Source organism: Microbacterium sp. LMI13-1-1.1, from assembly GCF_040815625.1.
Classification (GTDB): Bacteria; Actinomycetota; Actinomycetes; order Actinomycetales; family Microbacteriaceae; genus Microbacterium; species Microbacterium forte.
The window spans coordinates 913,770-939,299 of record NZ_JBFPNL010000005.1; the positions used below are offsets into that span (position 1 = coordinate 913,770).

Here is a 25,530-nt window from a genome sequence, read left to right on the forward strand (position 1 = left end):
GGCGCTACTCTAACCCGGGCGTCGACCCACCCGGTCGCGGCGGACGCGCCCGGGCCGCACCATAGACTTGGTGGATGATCGACCTCGCACTCCTCCGCGAAAATCCGGAGATCGTCCGCCGTTCTCAGGCCGCCCGTGGCAACGACCAGGGCACCGTCGACATCGCGCTCGAGGCCGACCGATCGCGCCGCGCGGCGCTCGCCGCGTTCGAGGAGCTGAGGGCCGAGCAGAACGCGTTCGGCAAGCAGGTCGCGAAGGCGCCGAAAGACGAGAAGGCGGCGCTCGTGGCGCAGGCCAAGGATCTCGCCGAGCGCGTCAAGCAGGCGCAGCAGGCGGCCAATGAGGCTGCCGAGGCCCTGGCCGCTGCTCTCGCACGCATCGAGAACGTCGTCATCGACGGCGTCCCCGCCGGGGGCGAGGCCGACTTCGTCGAGCTGCGCCGAGTCGGTGAGGTGCCCGCATTCGACTTCGAACCCCGTGATCACCTCGAGCTCGGTGAGATACTCGGTGCGATCGACATGGAGCGCGGCGCGAAGGTGTCTGGTGCTCGCTTCTACTTCCTGCGCGGCGTCGGGGCTCGTCTCGAGATCGCGCTCATGAACCTCGCGCTCGACAAGGCGCTGCAGAACGACTTCGTCCCGCTGATCACGCCCACCCTGGTGCGGCCGGAGATCATGCAGGGCACCGGATTCCTCGGCGAGCACGCAGACGAGGTCTACCACCTCGACAAGGACGACGACCTGTACCTCGTGGGCACCAGCGAGGTCGCGCTCGCCGGATACCACAAGGACGAGATCCTCGATCTGGGCAAGGGCGCGCTGCGGTACGCCGGCTGGTCGACCTGCTATCGCCGCGAGGCGGGCTCGCACGGCAAGGACACCCGCGGCATCATCCGGGTGCACCAGTTCAACAAGCTCGAGATGTTCGTCTACACGACCCCGGAGGATGCGGAAGCTGAGCACCTGCGTCTCGTGGCGCTGCAGGAGGAGATGCTGACCTCGCTCGGCCTCGCCTATCGCGTGATCGACGTCGCAGCAGGCGACCTCGGCTCCAGTGCAGCGCGCAAGTACGACATCGAGGCGTGGGTGCCGACGCAGGGTGCTTTCCGCGAGCTCACCTCCACCTCGAACTGCACGACGTATCAGGCGCGCCGCCTCGACATCCGACACCGGCCCGAGGCTCACGAGGGCCAGACCGCGAAGACGCAGCCGGTGGCGACCCTCAACGGCACGCTCGCGACGACCCGCTGGATCGTCGCGCTGCTCGAGACGCATCAGCAGGCCGACGGTTCTGTGCGCGTGCCGGAGGTGCTTCGGCCCTACCTCGGCGGACTCGAGGTTCTGGAGCCGACCGCGTGACGGCCCCCTGGCTCGTCGGGCTCGACGTCGACGGCACGATCATCCTGCAGGACGAGACGATGAGCCCCGGGGTGCCCGAGGCCGTCGCGCGGCTGCGGGATGCCGGTCATGAGGTGACGATCGCCACCGGACGCAGCTGGATGGCCACGCGTCGCTGGGTCGAGCAGCTCGAGCTGACCCCGCAGTTCGTGGTGTGCTCGAACGGAGCGGTGACCATGCGTCGGGTGGGCGACGAGTGGGAGCGGTGGCACATCGAGACGTTCGATCCGTCTCCTGTGCTCGCTCTTCTGCGCGACCGCCTGCCGGAGGCCCGGTACATGGTCGAGCTCGGCTCGGGTCTCAGGCTGTACACCGAGCACCTGGACGACTGGACGCTCGACGGCGGACGACAGGTCGGCTTCGAAGAGCTGGTCGCCGAGCCGGTCTCCCGTGTCGTCGTCGTGTCGCCGGGGCACGACGAGGAGGACTTCCACCGCCTCGTCGCGGACGCAGGACTCAACGAGGTCTCGTACGCGATCGGCTGGACGGCGTGGCTCGACATCGCGCCGCAGGGCGTCGACAAGGGCACGGCGCTCGAGCGCGTGCGCACCGAGCTCGGCTTCGAGCGCGGGCAGGTCTTCGTGGCCGGCGACGGACGCAACGACATCGGCATGTTCGGGTGGGCGCTGGGGCTCGACGGCCGTGCCGTCGCCATGGGGCAGGCGCCCGCAGAGGTCAAGGATGCCGCGGGCGAGGTGACCGGCGACGTCGAGGACGGCGGGCTCGCAATGGCACTGAACACGCTTCCAGCGGCCGCCCAGGTCAGCGCGAGAGAATAGAACTCGGCTAGACTCACGGCTTGTCGGCAGATTCGTCTGTCGGGAGGGTTGTCCGAGTGGCCGATGGAGCTGGTCTTGAAAACCAGTGGGCAGAGATGTCTCGTGGGTTCGAATCCCACACCCTCCGCATTCCAGGGAACGGTGTCCCCCCGCACCGCACGCTGAAACCGAAAGGCACCGAGTGAGTCCTCACACCCGACGCCGTCGTACCATCGCGCGACACGGACAGCTCCACTCGCCGGGCCCCGTCAGCCAGCTTCTGACGTTCATCGCGATCGGTCTCGCCGTCGTCCTGGTGAGCGGCTTCGGCGTCGTCTCGTACATCGTCTACGACCTCTCGAGCACGGTCTCGGCCAACGCGGTCGAGCTGGACAGCACCGAGGAGCTGCCGCCGGACATCAGCGAGTACGAGGGCGGATTCAACATGCTCCTCACCGGTGTCGACACGTGCGAAGAGGCCTATGCGCAGTACTTCGGCGAACGCTGCACCGGCGCCGACTCCGAAGGCACGCTCAATGACGTGAATCTCCTCCTGCACGTGTCGGAGGAGCCCCGCCGCATCACCGTCGTCAGCCTGCCCCGAGACATGATGGTGCCGATCCCCGAGTGCGAAGACGCCGAGGGCGACGTGCACTCCGCGATGAGCAAGCAGCAGATCAACACCGCCTACACCGACGGCGGACTCAACTGCGTCGCCAAGACCGTCTCCGACCTCACCGGGCAGGAGATCCAGTTCGCGGCATCGGTCACGTTCGGCGGTGTGATCGAGATCACGAACGCGATCGGCGGCGTCGAGGTGTGCCTCGCCTCTCCGATCAAGGACCGCTACACGGGCCTCGATCTGGCAGCCGGAAACCACGTGATCGAGGGCATCACCGCTCTGCAGTTCCTCCGCACCCGCCACGGCGTCGGAGACGGCAGCGACCTCGGACGCATCGGCAACCAGCAGCAGTACATGTCGAGCCTGGCGCGCACGCTGATCAGCGGCGAGACGCTCGGCAACGTCCCCATGATGTTGAAGCTCGCGACCACCGGTCTCGACAACGTCGAGGCGAGCACCTCGCTCGCCGACCCGATGAAGATCGTGCAGATCGCGCTCGCGGTGAAGTCCGTGCCGTTCGAGGACATCGTCTTCCTGCAGTACCCGACGTTCGCGGACCCGGCCGACCCCAACCGCGTCGTGCCGGACAAGGAGTCCGCCGAGGCCATGTGGAACGCGATCAACGAGAACGCCCAGCTGCAGGTCACGCATCAGAACACCGAGAACGACGGAGTCGTCGTGACGGATCCGGCCACGCAGACGCCCGCCGACGCGGGTGCCGAGGCGGCGACGCCTGATCCTGCGGCGACACCTGAGAACGTCGTGGCGCTGCCTGACACGATCAAGGGCAACTCGGCCGCGCAGCAGACCTGCTCGAACGGAAACGTCCGCTGACGTCCACGCCGACCGCACGGACCATCCCGAAGAACCGCCCCTCCTGCCTGTCAGGGTGTGGGCGGTTCTCCGCGTTCAGCGCGTAGGCGTCTCCGGCTGATCGGTCGGCGGGTAGAGCACGTCCATGAGGGCTCCGATGATGCCCGGCATGTCGACGGAGCGGTCGATCATCCACTGCAGCTGCAGTCCGTCGGCGACCGCCTGGATCACCCGTGCCATGGTGTCCGGGTCGAGCGTCGCCCGGTGGGCGGCGTCGTGGACGAAGCTGTCGGTGATGCTCTCGCGGAGCTTCTCGCTGCGCTCGAGGAAGTACCGATGGGCCGGATGCGCGGGGTCGACGGCGTCGACCGAGAGGCGTGAGAACAGTTCGACGACTCCGGGGACCTCGGTGTTGTGGCGGATGACATCGATGAACGCGGACTTGCCGTCGACCGGATTCAGCGTCTGCGGCATCATGCCGTCGTGCTCGTCGCGCTTGCGCAGCACCTCGGTGAAGAGCTCCTCCTTGCTGCCGAAGTAGTGCAGGAGCGCGGCGGGGGTGACGCCGACCAGCTCGGCGATCTGCCTGAGCGAGGCGTTCTGGTAGCCCTTGCGGCCGATCACATCGAGAGCGCTCTCGAGGATCTCCTCGCGTCTGGCGACGCCCTTCGCGTATGAACCTCGTCGTGCCATCCCTCGAGAGTAATCCTGAACGACGTTTGAGATCCAATACTTACTGGCATATAGTTTTCGCAGGACACCGCCGTCGCCGCGAAAGGAACATCATGACCGATACATCGGCATCCGATCTCACCCTCGAGGAGAAGGCATCGCTCACCAGCGGTGCGGACTTCTGGACGACGAAGGCCATCGAGCGCGTCGGTCTGCCGTCGATCATGATGACCGACGGCCCGCACGGCCTGCGCAAGCAAGCAGGCGGCACCGATCACCTCGGTCTCTCGAGCAGTGTGCCGGCGACCTGCTTCCCTCCCGCTGTCGGCATCGGCTCGTCGTTCGATCCCGAGATCGTCGAGCGCGTCGGCGCGGCCATCGGCGTCGAGGCGGCCATCGAGGACGTCGCCATCGTGCTCGGTCCCGGCATCAACATCAAGCGGTCGCCCCTGTGCGGTCGCAACTTCGAGTACTTCTCCGAAGACCCGATCGTCTCGGGGATCCTCGGTGCGGCCTCGGTGCGTGGAGTGCAGTCGCAGGGCGTCGGCACCTCGCTCAAGCACTTCGCGGCCAACAACCAGGAGTTCGATCGCATGCGCGCGAGCTCCGACGTGGACCCGCGTCCGCTGCACGAGATCTACCTGCGCGGCTTCGAGCGCGTGGTCAAGGATGCCGAGCCGTGGACCGTCATGTGCTCGTACAACCGCATCAACGGGGTCTACGCCTCGGAGGACCCGTGGCTGCTCACACAGGTGCTGCGCGATGACTGGGGCTTCGACGGCGTGGTCGTCTCGGACTGGGGTGCTGTGAACGACCGCGTGGCCGGCGTCGCCGCCGGTCTCGACCTCGAGATGCCGTCGTCGGGCGGGCGGACGGATGCTCAGCTCGTGGCTGCGGTGCGCGCCGGCGAGCTCGACGAGAGCGTGCTCGACACCGCAGCCGACCGTGCGATCGATCTCGTGCGCAAGGCGCAGCGGCGCCCTGCCGTCGCAGGCCCCCTTGACGTCGACGCGCACCATGCGCTCGCGAGGGAAGCGGCCGGACGCTCGATCGTGCTGTTGAAGAACGACGGCGACGTGCTGCCGCTCGCCGCCGAGCAGAGGATCGCCGTCATCGGAGCCTTCGCGACCGAGCCGCGCTTCCAGGGAGCCGGATCCTCGCTCATCAACCCCACCCGCGTCGACACCGCGTGGGACGAGCTGCGTGCCGTGGGCGGAGACAACGTCACGTACGCCGCCGGCTTCGTGGTCGAAGGTGGCGACATCGCGGCATCCGGCCGTTCGGCCGACGACCTGCGCGCCGAGGCCGTCGCCGTCGCATCCGCAGCCGACGTCGCCGTCGTGTTCCTCGGCCTTCCCGCTGCCGAGGAATCCGAGGGCTTCGACCGCGAGCACATCGATCTGCCCGCTGCGCAGCTGGAGGTGCTCGATGCCGTGATCGCGGCGAACCCCACCACGGTGGTCGTGCTCTCGAACGGCGGCGTCGTCGCGCTGCCCTTCGCCGAGCGGGTGCCGGCGATCGTCGAGACGTGGCTGCTCGGCCAGGCCGGCGGCGGCGCTGTCGCCGACGTGCTCTACGGAGCGGTGAACCCGTCGGGAAAGCTCACCGAGACCGTTCCGGTGCGGCTGGAGGACAACCCCTCGTTCGGCAGCTTCCCCGGTGAGTTCGGTCACGTCCGCTACGGCGAGGGCGTGCTGGTCGGCTACCGCTGGTACGACGCGAAGGGCCTCGACGTCACCTTCCCCTTCGGGTACGGCCTCTCGTACACGACGTTCTCATATGGCGAGGCGTCGGTCGCAGCGAGCGAGAGCGGCGACATCGTCGTGCGGGTCGATGTGACCAACACCGGAGCCCGCGACGGCCGCGAGATCGTGCAGGTGTATGCGGCCCCGGTCGCCTCCGCCGTGCAGCGCGCGCCGCGCGAGCTCAAGGCCTTCGCATCGGTGGCGCTCGCTGCGGGTGAGACCCGTACCGTCGAGCTCGTCGTGCGCCGAGAGGACCTCGCCTATTGGGACGTGCGCGTCGACCGCTGGATCGTCGAGAGCGGCGAGTACACGGTCGAGGTCGCCGCGTCGAGCCGCGACATCCGTTCTTCCGCGACCGTGCAGGTCGAGGGCGATGCCGTCTCGCTTCCCCTCACGATGAACTCGTCGATCGGCGATGTCCTCGCGCACCCCGTAGCTGGCCCGACCGTCATGGGCGCCCTCGGCGGATTCCTGGGAGAGCTGACCGGTGCGGACTCGTCGGCCGCCTCGATGATGCCGAACGACGAGGCGATGCAGAAGATGATGGCGTCGTTCCCGATCGGCCGACTGATCGGATTCCCCGGTGTCGACGTCACGCACGAGCAGGTCGAGCAGCTGCTCGAGGGCGCGAACGCAGGAGTGCTGACGCCGGCCTGATCTCAGACCGTCCGAACGACGAAGCGCCCTCTCCGTCCTGCGACGGGGAGGGCGCTGTCGTGTGCGGGGCTGTGCGTCAGGTCGTCAGGTCGCGTCCACCCTCGTCTCCGAGAACGGGGGAGAAGCGGATGCCGAGGCCGTGATGCTCGTTCTCCGTGAGGAAGCCGTCGGCGACGGTCACGGGCGAGGGATCGACCAGAGCGCCGAGCGCACCGAATCCGGCATCCTCCACATCCTCGACCAGTGGTTCGAACGCGGTGTCGGGCAGCGTCAGGGCGAGCTGGCCCGAGAGCTCTGGCAGCAGGTGAGGATGCAGGGCGACGCCATGCGAGGCGGCGAGCCCGGCGATGCGGAGCAACGGGGTGATGCCGCCGACGCGCACGATGTTGGGCTGCACGATCTGCGCGGCGCCTGCCCGGAGGAAGTCTGCGAAGCGGTGCACCGTGTGCAGGTTCTCGCCGACGGCGATGGGCACGTCGATGCGACGGGCGAGCTCGGTGTGGCCGTCAAGGTCGTCGGCCCGCAGCGGCTCCTCGATCCAGGCGAGATCGAAGCGCGACAGTGCGTCGATCGACGTCGTCGCGCGGTCGAGATCCCAGCGTTGGTTCGCGTCGATCATCAGCGCGCGATCGGGTCCGAGCAGCGCGCGCACCGCGGCGACGCGCTCGATGTCCTCCGAGAGATCGGGCTTTCCGACCTTGATCTTCACGGCATCGAATCCCGCATCGATCCAGCGCTGCACCTGGGCGAGCAGCTCGTCGAGCGGGTAGTGCAGGTTCACGCCCGATCCGTAGGCGCGCACGCGCTCACGGCGGCGGCCGATCAGGCGCGACACCGAGGTGGCGGCAGCGCGTGCCTCGGCATCCCACAGCGCGAGGTCGAGCCCTGCCAGCGCGATCGTCGTGATGCCACCGCCGCCCGCTTCGTGCAGGTGCTCCCACAGGCTCTGCCAGGCCTCGCCGGGAAGAGCGGGTCGACCCACGGAAGCGGGAGCGATGTCGTGCTGCAGCAGCGACTGCACTGCGGGTGCGCCGATCTGGGGGCTCCACGAGAAACCCCATCCTTCGCCGCCGTCTGAGCGCACGACGTGGGTCGCGATGATACCGACCGACGTCACGTCTGCAGCCCACGGACGCGTCAGCGGCACCCGCTGGAGGCGCGACGTCAGACTCCGGATGGTGGTCACGGCAGCGCGCGTCCTGCGGCGAGCTCCGTGCGCCAGGTGCGCGCGGCGCGCCAGCCGAGCAGGCGAGCGGCTTTGGCGGAGGAGAACGCGGGCGCGGTGCCGGTGATCTCGGCCGCCGCCCGCGCGGTGCCGGGGTGGAACTGCGGCAGCAGCTCGCTCAGCGGGCGGCGGGCGAGCGCGTCATCGGCGCCGACGAAGAACCGCTCGCCGTTCGGGATGTCGTCGAGGGCGTCGAGCAGGGCGTCGGCGAAGGCTGCGACGTCGCGGGCATCGATGTAGTTGAAGAGCGCCGGTGCCGACAGGGCGGGGTCATCGAGGCGTTCGAGCACGGTGTGCCCCTGCTGGGTCGGAGCGCCGGCCCATTCCTCGGGGGCGATCACGTAGCAGGGGCGGAAGGATGCGAACCGCACGTCGTCGCCCGCCTGGCGCCGCAGCATGTCGATCGTCTGCTCGATCAGCAGCTTCGACAGGGCGTAGGCGTTCCACGGTTCGGTGGGCGATGTCTCGTCGAGGGGGAGGCGCTCGGGAGTCCAGCCGCGGGGTGCGCCGTAGCCGATCACCGTCGGGCTCGACGCTGCCACCACGCGGCGGATGCCTGCACGCATGGCTCCGCCGAGCACCGACTGCGCGAGGGCGGCGTTCGTGCTCAGGATCACGTCTTCGGGTGCGCTGAAGGGCACCGCGATCGCCGCGAGGTGGATCACCGCGTCAGCTCGTGTGCCCGCGAGCGCCGACGCCGTGGCATCCGCATCGGTCAGATCGAGGGAGAACTGAGTGATCCCGGCGCGGTCGAGGTGTGCGATCGGCTCTCTGTCGACGGAGATGAGCTCGTGTCCGGCATCCGCGAGTCCTGTCACGAGCGTGCGCCCGAGTCGCCCGGACCCGCCGGTGACGACGATCCTCATCGGCGTGCGAGCAGGGCGATCCCGAGCTCGTCGACCCTCACGGGGAGTCCGGTCTCGAGCGAGCGGTTGCCCGCGATGCCGACGGCGATGGAGCGGATGCCGTCTGTCCAGTCCGCCGGCCGCGCGAGCGGGTCATCGCCCGGACCTTCGAAGACATCGGACAGGAGCAGGGCGTCGCCGCCGCCGTGTCCGCCGTCGCCGCCGTCGATAGGTACCTCGTAGGCCGCTTCCCAGTGCCGCTGCACGAGTATGCGCTCGCCTTCAGGGCGCAGTGCGGTGGTGCCGTCGCCGCCCGAGAGGCTCGGGTCGATGTGGGGATGCAGGCCCTCACCGGCCAGCACGGCTCCGCGTTCGACGACCTCGAGCTCGACACGGCCGAGCGTGCCGTTGACGGCGACGCGATAGCCCTCCCACGGCGAGTGCGCGTTCAGCGAGTACGACATGGTCGCGCCCGAGACGTAGTCGACGACGAGCGCGAGGTTGTCCTCGATCGTGATGCCCTCGCTGAACACGTCGAGATCGCGCACGTAGCCGTCGTGCTGCTCGGCATCGAGGTAGAGCGCGGTCAGGCGTTCGTCGGTGCGGAGGTCGAGTTCGAAGAGGTCGCCCCCGTCGTGGGTTCCTCGCGCCGGCCGCTCGCCGAGGCCGCGGCTGGCCGCGGCCTCGGCGCCGTAGAAGCGCAGACCGCCCGACGCGTAGACACGGGTCGGCTGCGAGCGGATCCACCAGTTGACGAGGTCGAAGTGATGGCTCGACTTGTGCACGAGAAGACCGCCCGAGTTCTTCTTGTCCCGGTGCCAGCGGCGGAAGTAGTCGGCGCCGTGGTTGGTGTCGAGCATCCACTGGAAGTCGACGGAGGTGACCTGCCCGATCGTGCCGTCCTGGATGATCCGGCGCAGCGCGCTGTTGCGGGGAGAGTACCGGTAGTTGAACGTCAGCACCACCTGTCGGCCGGTGCGTTCGACGACCTCTTCGATGCGGGCCGCGCTCGCCGCGTCGATCGTCAGCGGCTTCTCGACCACGACATCGGCACCGGCCTCGAGCGAGCGGACGATCAGCTCGGCATGCAGATCGTCGCGCGAGCAGATGATGACCCGGTCGACGCGTTCGTCGCGGATCACCTGTTCGAGCTCGTCGGGGGTCGCGAGGCGGGGAGCGGAGGCGCCTGCGTCGACCGCGCGTCCGGAATGGAAGGCGGCGCGCACGGGGTTGGGCTCGACGATCGCGACCAGTTCGGCGCGGTCCCGATGCGCTCCGGTGATCGCATCGACATACATCTGCGCGCGGACTCCGGCACCGGCCAGGGCATAACGGGTCTTCGTCATCGTGATCCTTCTTTGATCTCGAACTCAGGAAACGTTTTCTCGACGATAGCACAGGGCGGAAGCCGAGCACTCGGGCGGAGGCGGCTCAGTCCTCGCGCGGGGCGGAGGTGCTTCCGCGCACGACCAGGGTCGGCGTCAGCGTGAGCGCCGGAGTGGGTTCGCCGCCGGTGAGTTGGGCGTGCATGGCGGCCCAGGCTGCTGCGCCCAGATCGACAGCCGGCACCGCCGCGGTCGTGAGCGGTGGCGACGTGTAGGCGGCGAACGGGATGTCGTCGAAGCCGGTGATCGACAGCTGGCCCGGTACCTCGACTCGGCGCACGGTCAGCGCCGAGAGGAGGCCCATCGCGACGAGGTCGTTGTAGGCGATCACGGCGGTCGCACCGCTCGCGAGCACCTGATCGGCGACGGCCGTGCCGCTGTCGAAGTCGACCCCCGCGGTGATCTCCTCGACCTCGAGCCGGTCGAGCCGGGAGACCGCCGCGGCGATCGCCTCCTGTCGCGCCTTGTGCGTCACGCTGCGCGTCGCTCCGGCGAGATAGACCAGCCGGCGGTGGCCGAGAGACGTCAGATGGTCGACGATCTCGCGCATGCCGGAGCCGTAGTCGGCGCCGACGACGGGACCACTGGCCTGCGGTCCGCGGTTGATCACGACGGCGGGGGAGAGCGCGGGCAGCAGCGCCGCGAGCTCCTCTTCGGGCATTCGAGGAGCGCACAGGATCACGCCGTCTGTGCGCAGTCGTGTCGCCCTGGCGAGCGCGTGCTCCTCGTCGAGATCTTCGCGGGAATCGGCGACGAGCACGTGGTATCCATCGGCAGTCGCTGCACGGCTGAGCCCACGGAGGATCGCCTGGAAGGTCGGGTTCTCGAGATCCGGGATGACGACCGCGACCGTCTGGGTGCGGCCGAGCACCAGACTCCGAGCCACCGGGTTCGCGGTGTAGCCGAGTTCGGCGGCGGCGGCCCGCACGCGCTCCGCGAGAGCGGGGTCGACCGTGGGGTTTCCGTTCATCGCCCGCGACACGGTCGACAGCGAGACGCCGGCGAGCTTCGCGACGTCGGTGATGCCGGGGCGAGAGGATTCGCGTGCCATCAGCATCCCTCCATTCCGCGATCGGTCACGGCTGTCGTCATACTACGAGAAAACGTTCTACGAGGAGGGTCGCGTGGCCGGAGCATCCGAAGACCGCATCGAGAAGCAGGATCGTCTCGCGCGAGTGCGGCGCGACGTCGATGGTGCGACGCTCGTGCTCACGTCGCACGAGGCGGTGTCGTGGTATCTCGAGGGAGCGCGCACGCATGTGTCGCTCGCGGGTCCGCCGGTGCTCGCGGTGCGCGCGGAGACGCACGGGGATGTGCTGTTCGTCGCCGCGAACGAGGCGGATCGACTGATAGCCGAAGAGCTGCTGCCGGAGGATGCCGAGCGCGTGGTGCGGGTGCCGTGGTGGATCCCGCCGTCGGTCGTGGCGGCCGAGCGGTCGGGCGTTCCGGAGTCGCAGGTGGCGGCAGAGCTCCGCGCAGCGCGAGCGCGGATGCTGCCCGCCGAGACCGAGAGGTACCGAGTCCTCGGGCGCGAGACGGCCGAGACCTTGACCGATGTGCTGGGCCGCGTCGGGTCGGATCAGACCGAGCGCGCGGTCGCGGCGATGGTCGCCGCGGAGTTCATCGCCCGGGGGATCGATCCGCTCGTCGTGCTCGTCGCCGGCGCTGATCGAGGTGCGTTCCAGCATCCGCTTCCGACCGCGGGCGTGCTCGGAGATCGGGCCATGGTCGTGGTGTGCGGTCGCCGCGACGGGCTGATCGCCAACGCCACCCGCTGGATCGGAGCACCTGTCGACGAGGAACCGCTGCTCGGCGTGGAGCGTGCTTTCCTCGACGCATCGGTGCCGGGCGCTCGCCTCGACGAGGCGTTCGCCGCGGGCACGGCGGCGTACGCCCGCTTCGGCTTCGACGCCGACGAGTGGCAGCGGCACCACCAGGGTGGGCCGAGCGGCTATGCCGGACGCGACCCCCGCGCTACAGCATCCACGGTCGATCGTCTCGTCGAGAATCAGGCGTTCGCGTGGAACCCGACCGCACCGGGGCTCAAGGTCGAGGACACCATGCTGCGCACGGCGGAGGGCTGGGATGTGCTGACGGTCGACGACCGCTGGCCGTCCGTCGAATATGAGGGACTGCGGCGTCCGGTCGCGAGGGCGTACGAGGCTCGCTGAGGGCGGCTCCTGCGGGACGGATGGCTGCGCGGACCACGGACGGCTGGTCATCCGCGTGTCAGGCGGCCGCCAACCGGGAATCGGTCAGCCATCCGTCCCGCAACGCTGCGCCGCGGACGGACCGTCAGCCGCTCGTCGAGCTGCGCATGATCAGCTCGGGCGGGAACACGGTCTGCCGGGGGATGCTCTCAGGGTCGGCCGCCTCTTCGAGCACGATCCGCAGCGCGGTGCGCCCGATCATGCGGCTGGGCTGGCGGATCGATGACAGCGGGACTGCGGCGGCCGCGGCGAACGGGTTGTCGTCGAAGCCGATCAGAGCGATCTCCTGCGGCACGAGCAGGCGTCCGCCGGCCACGAGCGACTGCAGCAGGCCGAGGGCGAGCAGGTCGTTCGCGGCGAAGAGAGCATCCGGCCACTCGCGGCGCGGGCGGGTGAGCAGGCGCGCGCCCGCGGCGACGCCCTCCTCGACGGTCATCGCCGCAGTCGGCACGACCTCGAGCTCGACGTGCACGGCCGCGTTCTCGGCCGCGGCACGAGCGCCGGCGAGACGGTCGGTGACCTGGCGCATGTCGAAGGGGCCGCCGACGAAGGCGATGTGCCGCCGACCTCCCTCGATCAGATGCTCGACCGCGAGTCGTCCGCCCGCGACGCTGTCGACCGAGACCGACGAGAACCCGCTGTCGGCGCTGAACCGGTCGACGAGCACCGTCGCGATGCCGCTCGCGCGGAACCTGCGCAGCTGCGTCATGACGTCGCCGTAGGGGGCGATGAGCAGACCGCGCACCTGCTGCTCGCGGAACAGATCGAGGTAGACCTTCTCCCGCGAGGGGTCGTCGTCGGTGTTGCCGTAGAGGATCGCGATGCCGTGGCTCGATGCCTCGTCCTCCGCCCCGCGCACGACGTCGTTGTAGAAGGGGTTCTGCCCGTCGAGCACCACGAATCCCACGGTCGTGCTGACACCGGCTCGCAGCTTGCGAGCCGCGTCATTGCGCACATAGCCGAGTTCTTCGATCGCCTGCGTGACGCGTTCGACCGAGTCGCTGGAGACCTCGTCCGGCCGATTCAGCACATTCGAGACCGTGCCGACGGAGACGCCCGCACGGACGGCGACATCGCGGATGCTGATCGGCATTCGGCTGTCCTCTCGTCGTCGGGCGGATCACGCTTCGGCATCGGGGGTTGACCTGAGACCGGCATCACATACACTAGCCTGAAACGAGCTTGAATCGATTCAGGTAAAGTTCATTCCGATCATCATCCCCCTCAACGGAGAGGAAAGCCAGTGGTAGACGCAGCCTCCGCCCGCAGCGCTCCCCCCACCGCGCTCGAGCTGCATCGGGTCGTGAAGTCCTTCGGCCCCGTCGTCGCGCTCCGCTCCGGCAGCCTGACGCTCCGCCCCGGTTCCATCCACGCCCTCATCGGCGAGAACGGAGCGGGCAAGTCCACGCTCGTGAAGATCATGGCCGGTCTCTACCGCCGTGACTCGGGGGACTTCCGCCTGCACGGCGAAGACGTCGACTTCACCAGCACGGCCCAGTCGAAGGCCGCAGGCATCGCGGTCATCTACCAGGAGCCGACCCTGTTCCCCGATCTCTCGGTGACCGAGAACATCTTCATGGGGCGTCAGCCCACCGGACTCCTCGGACGCATCGACCGCAAAGCCATGCGCACCGAGGTCGACCAGATCTTCCGTCGCCTGGGAGTGACGCTCGACCCCGACCGCATCACCGAGGGTCTCTCGATCGCCGACCAGCAGATCATCGAGATCGCCAAGGCCATCTCGCTCGACGCGAGCGTGCTGATCATGGACGAGCCGACCGCGGCGCTCAGCGGCGTCGAGGTCGACCGTCTGTTCGCCGTCGCGCGGAGCCTCCGCGACGAGGGCCGAGCGATCCTCTTCATCTCGCACCGCTTCGACGAGGTGTTCGACCTGTGCGACACGGTGACCGTGATGCGCGACGGCGCCTACATCGACACGACCCCGATCGCCGAGACCACGGTCGACGACCTGGTCAGGCAGATGGTCGGTCGCGACGTCACCGAGCTCTTCCCCAAGCAGGAGGCCGCGATCGGCGAACCGCTGCTCGAGGTCACCGGCCTCACCCGCCCCGGTGTCTTCCACGAAATCTCCTTCACCGTTCGCGCGGGCGAGATCGTCGCCCTGGCCGGCCTCGTCGGGGCAGGGCGCTCCGAAGTCGCCCGTGCCGTCTTCGGCGTCGATCCGTACAGCGACGGAGAGGTGCGGATGCTCGGCGCAGGCGTCGCACGCCGCAACCCCACCGCGGCGATGCGCAGCGGCCTCGCGCTCGTCCCCGAGGACCGCCGCAAGCAGGGGCTCGTCATCGATGCGGGTGTCGGCGGCAACATCACTCTCGCGATCCGTCGGCGCCTGTCGAAGTGGGGTCTGATCACCAGCGGCATCGAGAACCGTGCGGCGAAGGAGTGGGCATCGCGCCTCGAGGTCAAGACGCACGCGCTCGACACCGTCGCAGCCACCCTCTCGGGCGGAAACCAGCAGAAGGTCGTGCTGGCCAAGTGGCTGGCAACCGACCCGCGGGTGCTGATCATCGACGAGCCGACACGAGGCATCGATGTCGGCACGAAGTCCGAGGTGCACCGCCTGCTCTCGCAGCTCGCGGGCGAGGGCCTCGGGATCCTGATGATCTCGTCGGAACTCCCCGAAGTCCTCGGCATGGCAGACCGCGTGCTCGTGATGCGCGAAGGGCGCATCACCGCCGAGATCTCCCGCGACGACGCCACCAGCGAGAACGTCATGTTCGCCGCCACCCACTCATCGGAGCTGCAGTCATGAGCCTCACCACCGCGCCGGCGGCCGCCGCTCCGGCGATCGCCAAGAAGCCGGGCGGCATCGGCCGTGCACGGGAGTTCGGTATCCTCGCCGCCCTCGTGCTCGTCGTGATCGCCGCCACGGTGAAGAACCCCAACTTCCTGTTCAGCGCCGACGGCTGGCGCGATCTGCTGCTGACGCCGTCGATCCTCATGCTCGTCGCGGTCGGCCAGGCCATCGTGATCATCACCCGCAACGTCGACCTCTCGGTCGGCTCGGTCATGGGCCTGACGGCATATCTCACCGGACGCCTCTTCGTCGACGTGCCCGGCATCCCGATCGTCGTCGTCGTGATCGCAGCCGTGCTGCTCGGAGCCTTCCTCGGTCTCGTGAACGGCGCCCTGGTCGCATTCGCCAAGGTGCCGGCGATGGTGATCACGCTCGGCACGCTCTATGCCTACCGCGGCATCAACGTGCTGTGGACCGGCAGCGACCGCATCAACGCCTCCGACATGCCGAAGGACTTCCTCGCGCTCGGCACCCAGCAGATCCTCTTCATCCCGGTGCTGTCGATCGTCGCGGTGATCGTGCTCGCACTGGCCGCCTGGTATCTGCGCAACACCAGGGGCGGCCGCGAGTACTACGCGATCGGATCCGACCCCTCGGCCGCCGAGCTCTACGGCCTCAAGGTCACCCGCCGGGTGCTCTCCGCGTTCGTCCTCTCCGGCGCGCTCGCCGGGCTGGCCGGCGTCTTCTACGCCGCGCGCTACGGATCGATCAGCTCACAGGCCGGCAGCGGCTGGGAGTTGGATGCGGTCGGCGCGGCCGTGATCGGCGGCATCGCGATCACCGGCGGTGTCGGCACGGTCTGGGGTGCGGCCATCGGCGCCATGCTCCTGATGACCATCAACCGCGCACTGCCGATTCTCGGCATCCCCGACTTCTGGCAGCGCGCCGTGGTCGGTGTGCTCATCATCGGGGCCATCGTGCTCGACCGGGTGCTCGCGGTCAGACAGAGACGCCAGCTCATCGAAGCGAGGGACGAATCATGACCACGGCAACGACGACCACGTCGACGCGCGTCATCCGCGACTACGACCGGCCCCTGTGGCGTCGCATCTTCGTCAACCGCGAGTTCGCGATCCTCGCGCTGCTCGTGCTGGTGGCGATCGTCGCGGCCGTCACGATCCGCGGCTTCGCGCAGCCGATCACGGCGAACTACCTCCTGCTCGATGTCGCGCCCATTCTGCTGATCGCGCTGCCGATGACGCTCGTGATGATCACCGGCGAGATCGACCTGTCGGTCGGCTCCATGGTCGGACTCGCCAGCGTCGTGACCGGTGTGCTCACCGAGTCGGGTGCGCCGTTCGAGGTCGCAGCCCTGGCGGCGCTGTTGGTCGGAGTCGTGGGAGGGGCCTTCAACGGCTTCCTCGTCACGGTCGTCGGCCTGCCCTCGCTCGCCGTCACGATCGGCACGCTCGCGCTCTTCCGCGGCCTCGCGGTCGGCCTGCTCGGCACCACCGCGGTCACCGACTTCCCGGAGACATGGACGGCGCTGGCGAAGGCGAAGATCGCCGGCACGACGATCCCGTACATCGTCATCCCGTTCCTGATCCTGCTGGTGCTGTTCGCCGTGCTGCTGCACCTCACCCCCTTCGGTCGGGGCATCTTCGCGATCGGACTCTCGAAGGACGCAGCGCGCTTCTCGGGCGTCGATGTCGAACGCACGAAGTTCATCCTGTTCGTGCTCTCGGGTGTCGTCGCCGCGTTCGCCGGCATCTTCTACACGCTGCGGTTCGGCAGCGCCCGCGGAGACAACGCCACCGGCCTCGAACTGCAGGTGATCGCGGCCGTCGTGCTCGGCGGAGTCTCGGTCTTCGGCGGGCGGGGTCACCTGCACGGCGTCGTCGCCGCGGTGCTCCTGATCGGGGTGCTCGGCAGCAGCCTGCGCCTCGCCGGCGTCACCTCCGACGTCATCAACATCATCACCGGCGGTCTGCTGATCTTCTCGGTCGTCGCAGCCAGCGTCCTCGCCTGGGCGCAGCGCGTCAGGTCGAAGGCCGGCCCGCCCCTCCGCGTAGCGGCCTCTCCCGCACCATGAGGCAGCCTCTCATCGTCGGCACCCGCCAGCGGTGATCATCACGAAAGGAAGAACAATGACGTTTGCACGCAAGAAGATCGCGGGGTTCGCGGCGGTCGCCGTGGCCGCAGCGCTCGTGCTGAGCGGCTGCGCCGACACCAGCGGCGGCACCGGCGGCTCGGGTTCGGGCGAGGGCGAAGGCGGCGGGTCCGACAACCTGTCGATCACGTTCCTGCCCAAGAACCTCGGAAACCCCTACTTCGACACCTCGAGCGAGGGCGGCAAGACGGCCGTCGACGAGTTCGGCGGCACGTTCGCCGAGGTCGGCCCGGCCGAGGCCACGCCCGACGCGCAGGTCAGCTACATCAACACCGCGACGCAGCAGGCCGTCGGTGCGCTGGTCGTCTCGGCCAACGACCCCAAGGCGATCTGCGATGCGCTGAACGAGGCTCGCGACGCCGGCGTCAAGGTCGTCACCTTCGACTCCGACACGAACCCCGAGTGCCGTGACCTGTTCATCAACCAGGCCGACTCCGAGGGCATCGCCAAGGTGCAGGTCGATCTGATCGCCGACCAGATCGGTGGAGCGGGCGAGGTCGCGATCCTGTCGGCATCCGCCAACGCGACCAACCAGAACGCGTGGATCGAACTCATGGAGGAGTACGTCGCCAGCGAGTACCCCGACATCACCATCGTCGAGACCGTCTACGGCGACGACGACGACCAGACGTCGTTCGACAAGACTGCGGCCCTGCTGCAGAGCCACCCGAACCTGAAGGGCATCATCTCGCCCACCACGGTCGGCATCGCGGCTGCTGCGCGCTACGTCTCGACCTCGGACTACAAGGGCAAGGTCGCGATCACCGGTCTCGGCACCCCGAACCAGATGCGCGAGTACGTCGAAGACGGCACCGTCACCGCGTTCGCGCTGTGGAACCCGGCCGACCTCGGCTACCTGGCGGCCTTCGCGTCCAAGGCGCTGATCGAGGGCGAGATCACCGGCGAAGAGGGCGACACCTTCGAAGCCGGCGAGCTCGGCGAGTACACGGTCGGCGCTGACGGCGTCGTGCTGCTCGGCGACCCGTTCGAGTTCAACGCAGAGAACATCGGCGAGTTCGACTTCTGAGTCGGGTTCGTCGGGGGCGTCGGGCTTCGGCCCGGCGCCCTTTCGTGTGTCCGGGGGCAGGGCGCAGCTCTCCGCCCGTCCTGCGAGTGCCCCGCGCGACACACGTGCATGCCGAAAGCACGGATGGATGCCGAGAAAGGGTGTTCTCGGCATCCATCCGTGATCCGGGCAGCCGACTGCGCACAGTGGCGTCAGCCGCCCGAGAGGTGCGAGCGGGTCAGCGCGGGTCGAAGCGCTCGGGCTCGTGGGTCGCGGCGACGAGTGCTCGCAGCTCCTCGAGGGAGTCGGGAGCGGCGCCCAGAGCGCGCGCCTGCACGAGCACGTTGCCGAGAGCGGTCGCCTCGACGGGGCCTGCGAGCACGGGAAGACCGGTGCGATCGGCCGTCGCCTGGCACAGCAGGCGGTTCAGCGAGCCGCCTCCGACCAGGTGGACGCTGTCGAGCTCGCGCCGTGACAGATCGGATGCCGTCTGCACGGCATCCGCGAAGGCCGTGGCGATCGACTCGACGATCGACCGTGCGAACGCGGGCCTCGATGACGGCGCTTCCGACCCGAGCAGCGCCGTGATGCGCGCGGGCATGTCTCCCGGTGCGCTGAGCGATGAGTCGTCGGCGTCGAAGATCGGCACGTCGCCCGTGACCGCGGATGCCGCAGTCAGCAGCTCGGACAGGTCGATCGACGTTCCGTCTTCCGTCTCCCACGCGCGCACGGTCTCGCTGAGCAGCCAGAGCCCGGTGACGTTGTGCAGGAACCGGTAGCGGCCGTCGACGCCGAGCTCGTGGGTGAAGTTGGCCTCGCGCGCAGCATCCGTCAGCACCGGTTCGGTCAGCTCGACGCCGACCAAGCCCCAGGTGCCGCACGAGATGTACGCGGAGTGCGGGGTCGACAGCGGAGCGGCGACGACGGCGGATGCCGTGTCGTGCGAGCCGACCGCGATCACGGGCAGCTCCTTGCCGACTCGTTCAGCGAGCTCGGGTCGCAGGGTGCCGATCGTCTCGCCCGGATCGACGAGCGTCGGCAGGATGCTCGACGGGATGCCGAGGCGCTCGGCCAGCTCGCTGTCCCACTCGCCCGATTCGACGCCGAGCAGTCCGGTGGTCGAGGCATTCGTGCGTTCGGCGACGGACGTTCCGGTGAGCAGGAGGGCGATGAGGTCGGGGATCAGCAGCGCCGTGTCGGCGTCGGTGAGACGCGCGTCGACGCGGTACTGATAGAGCGTGTTGAACGGCAGGAACTGCAGCCCGTTGCGCTGATACAGCTCGGCGAAAGGCGCCTCGGCGTGCACCTCCGCGACGCCGCGCACGGTGCGGTCGTCGCGATAGTGGAACGGCTCAGCGAGAAGCTCGCCGTCCTTCACGAGGCCGTAGTCGACGGCCCACGAATCGATGCCGATGCTCTCGATGCCCGGCTCGCGACGCACGGCCTCGGCGAGGCCCTCGATGACGTGCTCATAGAGTGCGCCGAAGTCCCAGTGCAGTCCGTCTTCGCGCTCGACGGGCCCGTTCGGGAACCGTGAGACGAGCTCGAGGTCGAGCCGGCCGTCGCCGATCCGCCCGATCATGACGCGACCGCTGGTCGCCCCGAGGTCGACGGCGGCGACGGCGCGGACAGTCATCGCAGGAACGCCGCGGCGACGCCGGAGTCGACCGGGATGTGCAGACCGGTCGTGCGGCTGAGCTCGGGGCCCGTCAGCACATAGACGGCATCCGCGACGTTCTCGGGAACGACCTCGCGCTTGAGGATCGTGCGGTTGGCGTAGAACTGACCGAGGTCCTCCTCGGCGACGCCGTAGGTCGCGGCGCGGTTCGCGCCCCAGCCCGAGGCGAAGATGCCAGAGCCGCGCACGACGCCGTCGGGGTTGATGCCGTTGACGCGGATGCCGAACTCGCCGAGCTCGACGGCCAGCAGTCGCACCTGGTGGGCCTGGTCGGCCTTGGTCGCCGAGTACGCGATGTTGTTCGGGCCGGCGAAGACGGAGTTCTTCGACGAGATGTAGATGATGTCTCCGCCGAGCTTCTGGTCGATCAGCACGCGGGCTGCCGCCTTCGACACGAGGAACGAGCCCTTGGCCATGACATCGTGCTGCAGGTCCCAGTCCTTCTCAGTGGTCTCGAGCAGCGGCTTCGAGAGCGAGAGTCCGGCGTTGTTGACGACGAGGTCGACGCCGCCGAACGCGAGCACGGCGTCGTTCAGCGCGGCCTGGATCGCGTCGGCGTCGGCGACGTTCGCCGCGACGCCGATCGCGACGTCGGTGTTGCCGAGCTCGGCCGCGGCGGCCTGGGCCTTCTCGAGGTCGAGGTCGGCGATGACGACGCAGGCGCCCTCGGCCGCGAGGCGGGTGGCGATGGCCTTGCCGATGCCGCTGGCAGCCCCGGTGACGAACGCGATGCGGCCCTGGTGCGACTTCGGCTTCGGCATGCGCTGCAGCTTCGCCTCTTCGAGCGCCCAGTACTCGATGTCGAACTTCTCGGCGTCGGAGATGGGGGAGTAGGTCGACAGCGCCTCGGCCCCGCGCATGACGTTGATCGCGTTGACGTAGAACTCGCCGGCGACGCGGGCTGTCTGCTTGTTCGCCCCGTACGAGAACATGCCGATGCCGGGAACGAGCACGATGAGCGGGTCGGCGCCGCGGATCGCCGGAGACTCGGCCGTCGCGTGCGCGTCGTAGTAGGCCTGGTAGTCGGCGCGGTACTCGGTGTGCAGCTCGTGCAGGCGGGCGATCTGCTCGTCGAGGGATGCCGTGACGGGCAGGTCGAGGATCAGCGGCTTGACCTTGGTGCGCAGGAAGTGGTCGGGGCAGCTGGTGCCGAGAGCGGCGAGCTCGGGGGCCCGGTCGGAGGCGAGGAAGTCGAGCACGACGTCGGAGTCGGTGAAGTGGCCGACCATCGGCTTGTCGGTCGACGCGATGCCGCGGACGGTGCCGGCGAGGGCGGCGGCGCGCTCACGGCGCTCGGCTTCGGGGAGGGCCTCGAAGCCGGCGCGGACACCGCCGAACGGGTCGGCCTTGCCGTTGGCCTCGATGTAGGCGGCGGCGGTGTCGATGATCCACAGCGAGTTGGCCTCGGCCTCCTCCGACGTGTCACCCCAGGCCGTGATGCCGTGTCCGCCCAGAATGGTGCCGATCGCCTGCGGGTTCTTCGCCTTGATCGCGGCGATGTCGAGTCCGAGCTGGAAGCCCGGGCGACGCCACGGCACCCACACGACCTTGTCGCCGAAGATCTTCGCGGTCAGCTCTTCGCCGTCGGCGGCGGTGGCGATCGCGATGCCCGAGTCGGGGTGCAGGTGGTCGACGTGTGCGGCATCGACGAGGCCGTGCATCGCGGTGTCGATCGACGGGGCGGCGCCGCCCTTGCCGTGCAGGCAGTAGTCGAACGCGGCGACCATCTCGTCTTCTCGGTCGAGGCCGGGATACACGTCGACGAGCGCGCGCATGCGGTCGAGGCGCAGCACAGCCAGGCCCTGCTCCGTGAGGGTCCCCAGGTCTCCGCCCGATCCCTTGACCCACATCAGCTCGACCGGCTGGCCCGTGACCGGGTCGGTCTCGGTGCCCTTGGCCGACGTGTTGCCGCCCGCGTAGTTGGTGTTCTTGGGATCGGCGCCCAGGCGGTTCGACCGCTCGATGAGGGCGGCGGCGGTGGGATTGGTCATGACTGTTCCTTGTGCTCGGGAGACGTGGCGAGGATGCGGGCGGCGAAGCGATCGATCGATGCGGTCGCCGCCGCGAGTTCTGGCTGGTTGAGGTGGCCGTGGCGGGTGCCGGGCTCGGTGGAGATGTCGAGGGCGATGCCGGCGTCGCGCAGCAAGGCGCCGAACGCCTCGCCCGAGACGCGGAGCTCGTCGACCTCGCCGTTGATCATGATCGTGGCGGGGAAGTGCGAGAGCTGAGCGGGGGATGCCGTGCCCGGAACGGCGTAGACCTCGGCAGCCGAGACCGGGCCTCCGAGATAGTTCTCATACATTCCACGAACGGCCTCGGGGCCGAAGGTGTCGGCCTCGGGGTCGGCATCGAGTGCGGCGCGAAGTGCAGCATCCGGTGCGCCCTGCACGGCATGCAGCGTCGGGTAGGCGAGCACTGCGAGTGCCGCGAAAGGGCCTGCGCCATGGCTGAGACGGAGTGCCGCACCGGTCGCGAGGTTGCCGCCGGCACTCGCACCGCCGATCGACCACGGGCCTTCCGCGAGATCGGAGGCGACTGCCCAGCGGAACGCGTGCTCCACTTCGTCGGAGGCGACGGGGTAGTGCACGCCTTCGCGTTCGGGTGCGTCCGCCGCAGCGGCCCAGACACGAGGGAACGGAGCGAGGGCGTAGTCCACCGAGACCACGACGATGCCGCGATCGGCGAAGCTCCGCGCGACCCAGTCGGCTTCGGGCATGTCGATCTCGCCCGCGGCGAATCCACCGCCGTGCACCCAGACCAGCCCGGGCCCCGCGCGGTTCTCCGGCTCGTACACGCGCACGCGCAACGGTCCATGCGGACCGTCGAGCACCTGGTCTCTCACAGCGTCATCCGTTCTGTCGATGGGACGTCGGGGCGCGGGGATCGGCTCCCGCACCCCGACGAGTCAGGATGCGCGCTCAGGCGCCCCAGCCGGCCTGCACGCCGCCGACGCGGTCGGCAGCGATCTTCTGCTGGTAGCCCGACTCGGCGTAGGCCTTCATCGGGTCGGCGGCGAGTCCGCGCGACTCGCGCCACTCGGCCAGGGCCGGGCGCACATCGGTGTAGAACGCGTCCATGAACACGGCGTTCGCGGCCAGCACGTCGCCCGACTTCTGCGCGGCGGTCAGCGCATCGCGGTCGACGATCAGCGCGCGGGCCGTCATCTCCTGCACGTTGAGCACCGAGCGGATCTGACCGGGGATCTTGTCTTCGACGTTGTGGCACTGATCGAGCATGAACGCCACGTCGGGGTTGTTCAGGCCGCCGCCGCGGACGACCTCGAACAGGATGCGGAACAGCTGGAACGGGTCGGCTGCGCCCACGATCAGGTCGTCGTCGGCGTAGAAGCGCGAGTTGAAGTCGAACGAGCCGAGCTTGCCCAGGCGCAGCAGCTGCATGACGATGAACTCGATGTTCGTGCCGGGGGCGTGGTGGCCGGTGTCGAGGCACACCATGGCCTTGTCGCCGAGCGACGAGACCTGGGCGTACGACGTGCCCCAGTCGGGAACATCGGTGTGGTAGAAAGCCGGCTCGAAGAACTTGTACTCGAGCACGAGGCGCTGGTCGTCGCCGAGGCGCGCGTAGATCTGCTGGAGCGACTCCTGCAGGCGGTCCTGACGGCCGCGGAGGTCGGCCTGGCCCGGGTAGTTCGAGCCCTCGGCGAGCCAGATCTTCAGGTCGCGGCTGCCCGTGGCATCCATCACATCGATGCAGGCGAGGTGGTGGTCGATCGCCTTCTGACGGATCGTGGGGTCCTCATGGGTCAGGGCTCCGAACTTGTAGTCGTCGTCCTGGAACGTGTTCGAGTTGACCGTGCCGAGGGTGACGCCGAGGTCTTCGGCGTGCTTGCGGAGGTCGGAGAACGAGTCGACGAGGTCCCACGGGATGTGCAGGGCCACCGAGGGGGCGAGCGCGGTGTACTTGTTGACCTGCGCGGCATCCGCGATCTTCTCCCACGGGTCGCGCGGCGTGCCGGGCGTGCCGAACACCTTGAACCGGGTGCCGGAGTTGCCGAACGCCCAGCTGGGGAGTTCGATGCCCTGCTGCTCGAGAGCGGCGAGGTTGTCGGACGAGAGGATGCTCATGAGGCGCTGCCTTCGGTGTCGTTGCGGTTGTCGGTGTCGGGTTCGGGGGAGCCGCCGGCGTGGGCGAGCTGGTCTTCGAGGTGGAACACCTCGGTGAGCGCGGTGGCTGCCTGGTCGGGGCGGCCCTCGAGATCGACGAAGAAGCGCCCCATCTCGGCCTCCCAGCGCGCGGCGACGGAGGATGCGGCGAGGTAGGCCTGCGCTGCGGCATCGTCGTCGGTCTCGTAGTAGCCGACGAGCGTGCCGCCCTCCGCCAGGAACAGCGAGTAGTTGCGCCGGCCTGCGGCCGCGATCTCCTCCAGCATCTCCGGCCAGACGGGGGAGTGACGGGCGAGGTATTCGTCGAGCAGTTCAGGACGCACCTGCAACTGGAACGCGACGCGGGTCATGGGTGGTCTCTCTTCATCGAGGTTTTGAATCGTTTCATTCAATGTCTCAACACTAGACAGGGCCGATGGCCGTGTCAAGTGAAGGTCGGCGGCCTACAGGGCCGCGACGATCGCGTTGTCGAGCTCGTCGGCGTCGACGCCGGGGCGCACCGCCGCGTTCGTGAGCAGCACCCAGCAGATCCCCGCACCGGGGTGCACCCAGAACTCGGTGCCGGCCCAGCCGCCGTGGCCGTAGACGTCGCGGTCGACGAGCCCGGGCGCCCGCGAGCGCAGGTTGAACGTGAACCCCCAGTCCTGACCGCGCCCGTCGGGGTAGGGGTCGAGGCGGGGGATGTCGCCGGTCAGCGGGCGCAGCATCATCGCCAGGCCGGGGGGAGACAGGATGCCGTCGCGCTCGCCGCGGCCGATGCGCAGCAGTTCGGCGCCGAGATGGAGCAGGTCCTCTGCGCGACCCAGCATCCCCGCACCGGGCGCACGCGTCGCGTGGAACCGGTCGAGGTCGAGCCCGCCCGCCGCGGCATCAGGGACGCCGACCGACTGCGCGGTGTCGAGGGTCAGTCCGATCGCGCCGATGCGGTGGGCCCACTCGAGGGTCCCGGCATCCCACGTCGTGTCGGTCGCGTGTTCGATCAGCGCGGCGATGCCCTCGAAGGCGATCGTCGAGTAGCGCGAGGCTGTTCCCGCAGCGAAGTCCCGCCCTCTCGTGAGCAGCTCCTGGCGCAGCGGCAGCGCCGTGTCGAGGGCGGGCTCGGAGATCCCGGAGGTGTGCGATGCGAGATGCCGGAGTCGCACGATGTCGTCGCGGGACGATCCGAAATCGGGCAGCGCATCAGTGAGGGCAGTGTCCGGTGTGAGCAGACCGCGCTCGATGGCTCTCGTCGCGGTGATGCCGGTGAGCACCTTCGTGATCGAGAACAGCGGGTACACGGCATCGGTCGCTGCCCCGAATCCCTCGAGGTCGACGATCCCGTCGGCGGTCGCCATGCCGAGCACCGCTGTCGGCAGGTGTTCCGCCTGCACGTGACGGCGCGCCCAGTCGAATGCTGCGTCGAAGGTCATGTGTGCTCCTGTCGATCCGGGGGTCGCGCTTCCGTGAGAGGTGCGGTGACTCTACG

At 69.0% G+C, this 25,530-nt stretch carries 21 protein-coding genes and 1 tRNA gene; 10 read left to right on the forward strand and 12 right to left on the reverse strand.

Annotated elements, in window-relative coordinates:
- Positions 1–74 precede the first annotated feature (74 nt).
- The 4 genes from serS to MRBLMI13_RS11245 all read left to right on the forward strand — a co-directional run bounded on the left by serS (position 75) and on the right by MRBLMI13_RS11245 (position 3,611).
- Positions 75–1,358: a serine--tRNA ligase gene (serS, locus tag MRBLMI13_RS11230; protein ID WP_367822544.1), complete on the forward strand. Its 1,284-nt coding sequence runs from the start codon at positions 75–77 to the stop codon at positions 1,356–1,358.
- Positions 1,355–2,176 carry an HAD family hydrolase gene (locus tag MRBLMI13_RS11235; protein ID WP_042537005.1) on the forward strand — a complete coding sequence of 274 codons (822 nt, stop codon included), beginning with the start codon at positions 1,355–1,357 and terminating at the stop codon, positions 2,174–2,176. The genes serS and MRBLMI13_RS11235 overlap by 4 nt, the downstream gene beginning before the upstream one ends.
- A 42-nt stretch (positions 2,177–2,218) precedes the next feature.
- Positions 2,219–2,303 (forward strand) — tRNA-Ser (locus MRBLMI13_RS11240).
- A gap of 54 nt (positions 2,304–2,357) precedes the next feature.
- Positions 2,358–3,611, forward strand: a complete 1,254-nt coding sequence (locus MRBLMI13_RS11245) for an LCP family protein (RefSeq protein WP_052492826.1) — start codon at positions 2,358–2,360, stop codon at positions 3,609–3,611.
- Positions 3,612–3,686: 75 nt separating this feature from the next.
- On the opposite strand, the gene MRBLMI13_RS11250 is transcribed toward MRBLMI13_RS11245, so the two are convergent.
- Positions 3,687–4,283 carry a TetR/AcrR family transcriptional regulator gene (locus MRBLMI13_RS11250; protein WP_367822546.1) on the reverse strand — a complete coding sequence of 199 codons (597 nt, stop codon included), beginning with the start codon at positions 4,281–4,283 and terminating at the stop codon, positions 3,687–3,689.
- A gap of 92 nt (positions 4,284–4,375) precedes the next feature.
- Between MRBLMI13_RS11250 and MRBLMI13_RS11255 the strand changes: the two genes are divergently transcribed.
- Positions 4,376–6,664 (forward strand): glycoside hydrolase family 3 C-terminal domain-containing protein, encoded by a 2,289-nt coding sequence (locus MRBLMI13_RS11255; protein WP_367822548.1) that lies wholly within the window; start codon positions 4,376–4,378, stop codon positions 6,662–6,664.
- A 76-nt stretch (positions 6,665–6,740) separates the two neighbouring features.
- Here MRBLMI13_RS11255 and MRBLMI13_RS11260 read toward each other — a convergent pair whose 3' ends face one another.
- The 4 genes from MRBLMI13_RS11260 to MRBLMI13_RS11275 all read right to left on the reverse strand — a co-directional run bounded on the left by MRBLMI13_RS11260 (position 6,741) and on the right by MRBLMI13_RS11275 (position 11,170).
- A complete protein-coding gene (locus MRBLMI13_RS11260) occupies positions 6,741–7,850 on the reverse strand; it encodes a mandelate racemase/muconate lactonizing enzyme family protein (protein WP_367822550.1) in 1,110 nt (369 codons plus the stop codon).
- On the reverse strand, positions 7,847–8,755 hold the full coding sequence (locus tag MRBLMI13_RS11265; protein ID WP_367822552.1) for an NAD-dependent epimerase/dehydratase family protein: 909 nt from the start codon (positions 8,753–8,755) through the stop codon (positions 7,847–7,849). Before MRBLMI13_RS11265 ends, MRBLMI13_RS11260 begins: the two co-directional genes overlap by 4 nt.
- Complete coding sequence (locus tag MRBLMI13_RS11270) at positions 8,752–10,080, reverse strand: Gfo/Idh/MocA family protein (protein ID WP_367822554.1); 1,329 nt, start codon at positions 10,078–10,080, stop codon at positions 8,752–8,754. Before MRBLMI13_RS11270 ends, MRBLMI13_RS11265 begins: the two co-directional genes overlap by 4 nt.
- Before the next feature lie 85 nt (positions 10,081–10,165).
- Complete coding sequence (locus tag MRBLMI13_RS11275) at positions 10,166–11,170, reverse strand: LacI family DNA-binding transcriptional regulator (protein WP_367822556.1); 1,005 nt, start codon at positions 11,168–11,170, stop codon at positions 10,166–10,168.
- Between the two features lie 73 nt (positions 11,171–11,243).
- Between MRBLMI13_RS11275 and MRBLMI13_RS11280 the strand changes: the two genes are divergently transcribed.
- Positions 11,244–12,290 (forward strand): M24 family metallopeptidase, encoded by a 1,047-nt coding sequence (locus MRBLMI13_RS11280; protein ID WP_367822558.1) that lies wholly within the window; start codon positions 11,244–11,246, stop codon positions 12,288–12,290.
- Positions 12,291–12,414: 124 nt separating this feature from the next.
- On the opposite strand, the gene MRBLMI13_RS11285 is transcribed toward MRBLMI13_RS11280, so the two are convergent.
- Positions 12,415–13,422: a LacI family DNA-binding transcriptional regulator gene (locus MRBLMI13_RS11285; protein WP_367822561.1), complete on the reverse strand. Its 1,008-nt coding sequence runs from the start codon at positions 13,420–13,422 to the stop codon at positions 12,415–12,417.
- 150 nt (positions 13,423–13,572) lie between these two features.
- Here MRBLMI13_RS11285 and MRBLMI13_RS11290 point away from each other — a divergent pair, with 150 nt between their 5' ends.
- From MRBLMI13_RS11290 to rhaS, 4 genes are read left to right on the forward strand one after another with little or no spacing between them, the layout of a single operon-like run.
- Entirely contained in the window at positions 13,573–15,102 is a 1,530-nt protein-coding gene (locus MRBLMI13_RS11290) for a sugar ABC transporter ATP-binding protein (protein WP_367822563.1), read from the forward strand.
- Positions 15,099–16,130: an ABC transporter permease gene (locus MRBLMI13_RS11295; protein WP_042537024.1), complete on the forward strand. Its 1,032-nt coding sequence runs from the start codon at positions 15,099–15,101 to the stop codon at positions 16,128–16,130. Before MRBLMI13_RS11290 ends, MRBLMI13_RS11295 begins: the two co-directional genes overlap by 4 nt.
- Positions 16,127–17,179, forward strand: coding sequence for an ABC transporter permease (locus tag MRBLMI13_RS11300; RefSeq protein WP_367822565.1), 1,053 nt, complete (start codon positions 16,127–16,129; stop codon positions 17,177–17,179). The genes MRBLMI13_RS11295 and MRBLMI13_RS11300 overlap by 4 nt, the downstream gene beginning before the upstream one ends.
- A gap of 55 nt (positions 17,180–17,234) precedes the next feature.
- Positions 17,235–18,284, forward strand: a complete 1,050-nt coding sequence (rhaS, locus tag MRBLMI13_RS11305) for a rhamnose ABC transporter substrate-binding protein (protein ID WP_042537028.1) — start codon at positions 17,235–17,237, stop codon at positions 18,282–18,284.
- 217 nt (positions 18,285–18,501) lie between these two features.
- Here rhaS and MRBLMI13_RS11310 read toward each other — a convergent pair whose 3' ends face one another.
- The 6 genes from MRBLMI13_RS11310 to MRBLMI13_RS11335 form a co-directional block, all read right to left on the reverse strand.
- A complete protein-coding gene (locus tag MRBLMI13_RS11310) occupies positions 18,502–19,899 on the reverse strand; it encodes a rhamnulokinase (RefSeq protein WP_367822568.1) in 1,398 nt (465 codons plus the stop codon).
- On the reverse strand, positions 19,896–21,932 hold the full coding sequence (locus tag MRBLMI13_RS11315) for a bifunctional aldolase/short-chain dehydrogenase (RefSeq protein ID WP_367822570.1): 2,037 nt from the start codon (positions 21,930–21,932) through the stop codon (positions 19,896–19,898). The genes MRBLMI13_RS11310 and MRBLMI13_RS11315 overlap by 4 nt, the downstream gene beginning before the upstream one ends.
- Entirely contained in the window at positions 21,929–22,783 is an 855-nt protein-coding gene (locus tag MRBLMI13_RS11320) for an alpha/beta hydrolase (protein WP_367822572.1), read from the reverse strand. Before MRBLMI13_RS11320 ends, MRBLMI13_RS11315 begins: the two co-directional genes overlap by 4 nt.
- A gap of 76 nt (positions 22,784–22,859) precedes the next feature.
- Positions 22,860–24,026: an L-rhamnose isomerase gene (gene rhaI, locus MRBLMI13_RS11325; RefSeq protein WP_042537037.1), complete on the reverse strand. Its 1,167-nt coding sequence runs from the start codon at positions 24,024–24,026 to the stop codon at positions 22,860–22,862.
- Complete coding sequence (locus MRBLMI13_RS11330) at positions 24,023–24,415, reverse strand: L-rhamnose mutarotase (protein WP_367822575.1); 393 nt, start codon at positions 24,413–24,415, stop codon at positions 24,023–24,025. Before MRBLMI13_RS11330 ends, rhaI begins: the two co-directional genes overlap by 4 nt.
- Positions 24,416–24,508: 93 nt before the next feature.
- Positions 24,509–25,474 carry a serine hydrolase domain-containing protein gene (locus tag MRBLMI13_RS11335; protein ID WP_367822577.1) on the reverse strand — a complete coding sequence of 322 codons (966 nt, stop codon included), beginning with the start codon at positions 25,472–25,474 and terminating at the stop codon, positions 24,509–24,511.
- Positions 25,475–25,530 lie beyond the last annotated feature (56 nt).